The sequence below is a fragment of the Acidimicrobiia bacterium genome, from assembly GCA_016650365.1.
GTDB lineage: Bacteria > Actinomycetota > Acidimicrobiia > Spongiisociales > JAENVV01 > JAENVV01.
In genome coordinates, this window is the sequence record JAENVV010000013.1 from 1 (window position 1) to 3,016 (window position 3,016).

Consider the following 3,016-nt stretch of genomic DNA (forward strand, 5'->3'; position numbering starts at 1 on the left):
GACGGCGGTGAGTCCGACGAACCTTTCGTCATCGAGCCTGCAACCAGGGCGATGAATCGAACCGTGCGCATAGCCGATTGAACCCGACGCCCGCTTTGGGGATTTCGTCGACGGTGGTTTTCAGATTTTTCTGGAACTGGGGGCCCTTGGGGTGTACATTGGTCCCAAGATACGGCCGCAGGCGACGTACGGTGTGAGGGGGCTTTTGAATCGGGCAGCACCGTCGCCGCGGGCCGCATTCCGTTTGGGGGCGCGGTAATCTCCCTGCCATGGGCATTCCTCTCGATCCCTTTGAGTTTTGGAACTGTTTTGCGTGCAGTCCCGACCACCCCAAAGGATTACACCTGACGTTTGAACAGGTCGATGACCGGGTTCGCACCTCGTTTCGGCTCGGTGATGACTACACCGGCACCGGTGGCGTCATACATGGCGGCATCGTCGCCACCGTGTTCGACGAGGCGATGGCCTGGTGTCTGCTCCGCTTCCAAAAGAAGCTGCATTTCACGACCAAACTCGAGACTCGCTATCGCCGACCGATCCGACCCAATATCGACCTGGTTGCAGAGGCGTGGATCACTCAGGTGCGATCACGCGGGTTGGTCGAGATGGCCGCCAGCCTGGCCGCCGCGGATGATCCCGATAAACCACTGGCTCAGGCGACGGCGGTGTTCGTCGAGGCTCCGGCCGACATTATGGCTGGTCTTCCAGAAGCCGAACGCTCCGAGATGGAACGGATCCTCGCCAGCTTCGATTAGCCGGAGGGGAGTCCCCATGCCGGAAGGGCCGAAGGGCGGTCAGTCACCAACGCCAGATCTGGCAGCGGTGGGAATTAACACGTTCCCGGTTCCGGCTGGCGTCATCTGTTCGGGTCAGGATTCGTTCATTTGGGCGTTCGCAATCGCAACGCACGAGGAGCAAAGCCACCTATTGCCGGTCTCCCACCAGGTCTGGCTTGACACGAACCAGGACGGGATCGACGACTACCTCGTGTTGAACCGTGACTTATCGGGTCTGAACACGATCGCCGACGGTCGACAGCTGACCTGGGCTGTCAACCTGAATACCGGCGGCGCGTCAGCGTTCTTCTTTGCCGAGCATGCCACGAACACGGGCAATACTGTGCTCCTGGTCTGTGGTGAGCAGATTGGGTTGACGGGAACCGACAAGTTGGTGACGAACGTGGACATGGATGTTGTCGCGCAGGACTTCTACTTCGGAGGACCTGGCGATGAAATCCTCGACCTGACGGTCACGCCCCTCGGCGAGGGCCTTTATGGGGTGCCGAGCGACATCGCTCCGTTCACGAATGATTCAGCTGGTTTGGCTGTGTACGACTACGGCTTGGGCCCCGGTAACACTCCGGAAGCCGGTCTGTTGTTGTTCACGAACGGTGATCGAGGTACCGGAGCCCGCGGTGGAGCGACGGACAGTACTGATTACTTGATCTTCACGCCCTAACCAACCACGGATACGAGACAACAAGAAGCGGGGCCCAGAAGGGCCCCGCTTCTTCTTGTTCGAGTAACGATCCGGGCTATCCGGTCGGTGCGCCGCCCGAGCCGGGGAAGGCAGTGTCGCAGAACACGAAGAAGCTGCTCTTGCTTGCCCGGTAGTCGAGGAGTTGATCCTGAGCCTTCAGAACGACCCAGTAGCCATCGACCTGCGCCTGGGTGTACGACATGTTTGGTTGCGGGCACCCGAGGCTTCCGTCATTCCACAAAGCCTGCTCAGCTCGGACGGCGAAGATATCGCCAACCGGCACTCCGCTGCGAGTTGAAGCGTCCGTCATGATCTTGGCCATGAGGTCGGCGGGGACGGCTGACGTGTCGACGGGTCCGTCTGGCAAGGTGTTCTCCTCGGGTGGAACTTGTTCGGGCAACGTGCTGGCGGTCCGATCGGGCACGGTTGTGTCGCTGCTGGCAGGGGTGGGCTGCGTGGTCGTCGACGATCCGGTTGTATTCGGGGTGGTGTCACTCCCGGGGGAGGTGACGACGGTCGTCCCGGCGGAGTCCGTCGGGTTGGTGACGACGGCCAGGCTGTCGTTCGGCGAATTTGTGACACCGGCGCATGCGCCGAGCGCCACTGCGGCAACGGCGATCAATAAAGCAAAGCGTTTCATAAACCTTTGACGTTAGTGCTGGCCGGATTGTTCCGGGCAATATCAATTGCGAGAGAATCATGGGGAGTAGTCAATGTCAACGGGAGCCGGGCGGTCAGCGGAGCGCCGAGCCTGGGCCGGAAGACAGGTCTTAACGTCCGGTTCTGTGTGTCTCTGAGAGTTCTTTTCCTGTTCAGAGTGCGGTCACGGTTTGGTCACCTGGTGCAGGTACCTTTGCTCTTAAGTCGAAACGGCTCGCGGCGGGTGGATTGTCTGGTCAGGGGGTCAGCAGTCCGGCTATTCGTTCCCAGCGGAATAGCGGTTTCCCCCACCGCCAACGTACCGGGGTCGAGCGCCAGCGCTCGACCCTGATTCGTTTAAGTGGAATCTTGTTCCCGGCTGCCAACGTCCTATCGAGAGAACCTAGGCTGGACGGCTATGGCAGCCAACAACGTTCCCGAGCGCGCCCAGGTAGTGATCGTCGGTGGTGGGATCATTGGAGCGTCGGTCGCCTATCACCTCGCTCATTTGGGCTGGCGCGATGTTGTCTTGTTGGAGCGCGACCAGCTCACCTCGGGGACCACCTGGCATGCCGCCGGCCTGATGGTCACGTTCGGGTCGACGAGCGAGACCTCGACCATGATGCGACGCTACACCCGGGACCTGTACGCCCGGCTGGAAGCCGAAACCGGTTTGGCGACCGGATTCGATCCGGTGGGTTTCATCGAACTGGCATCCGAACCCGACCGACTTGAGGAGTACCGACGGGTGGCCGCCTTCAACCGCCATTGCGGGGTCGATGTGCAGGAGATCTCGGCTACCGAGGTCGCCACCTTGTTTCCCCTGGCCCGAACCGATGACGTGCTGGCCGGCTTCTATGTGGAAGGCGACGGTCGGGTGAATCCGGTCGATGCCACC

Annotated in this window: 4 protein-coding genes; 3 read left to right on the plus strand and 1 reads right to left on the minus strand. The window is 60.9% G+C overall.

Annotated features, from left to right (window positions below):
• Positions 1-269 precede the first annotated feature (269 nt).
• Together JJE47_00850 and JJE47_00855 are read left to right on the plus strand one after the other, a co-directional pair.
• The gene (locus tag JJE47_00850; protein ID MBK5265959.1) at positions 270-755 is read left to right on the plus strand and encodes a PaaI family thioesterase; all 486 of its coding nucleotides are present in this window, start codon (positions 270-272) and stop codon (positions 753-755) included.
• Positions 756-771: 16 nt separating this feature from the next.
• The gene (locus tag JJE47_00855) at positions 772-1,458 is read left to right on the plus strand and encodes a hypothetical protein (protein ID MBK5265960.1); all 687 of its coding nucleotides are present in this window, start codon (positions 772-774) and stop codon (positions 1,456-1,458) included.
• Positions 1,459-1,534: 76 nt separating this feature from the next.
• Here the strand turns inward: JJE47_00855 and JJE47_00860 are convergent, their stop codons facing one another.
• Positions 1,535-2,119 carry a hypothetical protein gene (locus tag JJE47_00860; protein MBK5265961.1) on the minus strand — a complete coding sequence of 195 codons (585 nt, stop codon included), beginning with the start codon at positions 2,117-2,119 and terminating at the stop codon, positions 1,535-1,537.
• A 417-nt stretch (positions 2,120-2,536) separates the two neighbouring features.
• On the opposite strand from JJE47_00860, the gene JJE47_00865 reads away from it, so the two are divergent.
• Positions 2,537-3,016: FAD-binding oxidoreductase (locus JJE47_00865; GenBank protein MBK5265962.1), on the plus strand; the 480-nt coding region annotated here is incomplete at its 3' end.

Coding starts and splice junctions, on each gene's coding strand:
- JJE47_00850 (MBK5265959.1), top strand. CDS start 270: ATGGGCATTCCTCTCGATCCCTTTGAGTTTTGGAACTGTTTTGCGTGC.
- JJE47_00855 (MBK5265960.1), top strand. CDS start 772: ATGCCGGAAGGGCCGAAGGGCGGTCAGTCACCAACGCCAGATCTGGCA.
- JJE47_00860 (MBK5265961.1), bottom strand. CDS start 2,119: ATGAAACGCTTTGCTTTATTGATCGCCGTTGCCGCAGTGGCGCTCGGC.